The sequence below is a fragment of the Methylobacterium tarhaniae genome (assembly GCF_001043955.1).
Taxonomy (GTDB): Bacteria; Pseudomonadota; Alphaproteobacteria; order Rhizobiales; family Beijerinckiaceae; genus Methylobacterium; species Methylobacterium tarhaniae.
Genome location: NZ_LABZ01000319.1, coordinates 1 through 954 on the forward strand (window position 1 = coordinate 1; position 954 = coordinate 954).

Annotated in this window: 1 protein-coding gene; it reads right to left on the minus strand. The window is 69.7% G+C overall.

The genetic code is table 11. From position 1 onward, the window contains the following. A partial coding sequence (locus tag VQ03_RS29570) for an ABC transporter transmembrane domain-containing protein (RefSeq protein ID WP_208605573.1) occupies positions 1–954 on the minus strand: 954 nt, incomplete at both ends.

The window sequence follows — 954 nt, forward strand, 5'->3', positions numbered from 1 at the left end:
CGGACGCGGCAGCGCCATCCGCGGGCCGACGCTCTCCGCCGCACGGAACAGCGCCTGCAGCCGACCATAGGATTGGCGCGCCCGAAGGAGCGAGGGCCACTCGGTGACGACCTGCGAGATGGGCTGAAGCAGCTTGTTGGCGATGAGCATCACGCCGATGACGTTGCCCGGCGAGATCTCACCGCGGATCGCCAGATACGCGCCGAGCCCCATGCAGAGCCCGGCCAGGATCGAAGTCAGGAACCGGGTCAGGGACGAGACGAGCGCGAGGCGGTCCTCGATGAGGGCCTTCGCCTCCAGGTCCTGCGTGTGGGCCGCCAGCCAGCGGGCGCGGAAGCTCCCGCGCATGCCCAGCGCCTGGACCGCCTCGATGTTCTTGTACGTGTCGGCCAGCACGACACCCTTGGCGGTCAATCCCGTCGGTACGGCGGAGAGCCGGAAGCGCAAGGCCGTCTGGCCGATCCCCAGGAGGCCCACGACCACGACGGCGGCGGTCGCGAACAGGCCGAGGGTGCTGTGCATCGCGAAGCAGACGGCGAGATAGATCGGGATCGGCAGCGCGTCGTAGAAGGCCGCGACGCCGCTGCCGCCGATGAAGCCGCGCAGCGTGTCGAGGTCGTCGAGCCCCTCCCGCGCATGCGGGATCCGGGCGCCGATCGCCGAACGGACGCGGATGCCGAACAGGGCCGGACGGAGCGCCGCATCCAGCTGGAGCCCGACCCGTTCGAGGATCGCGTCGCGCAGCTTGGCGAGAATGCCCGCGATGACGAGCTGGACGACCAGGACCAGGAACAGGATGACCAGCGTCACCACCTGCTTGTGCAGCATCACCCGGTCGTTGACCTGCTCGACGAAGATGCTGCCGGTCAGGACGGAGACGCTGAGGAAGAGGCTGATCAGGGCCGCGTGCAGCAGCGCAGGGCGCTGTGCCGCCAGCGCCCTGCGCTGCTGCAC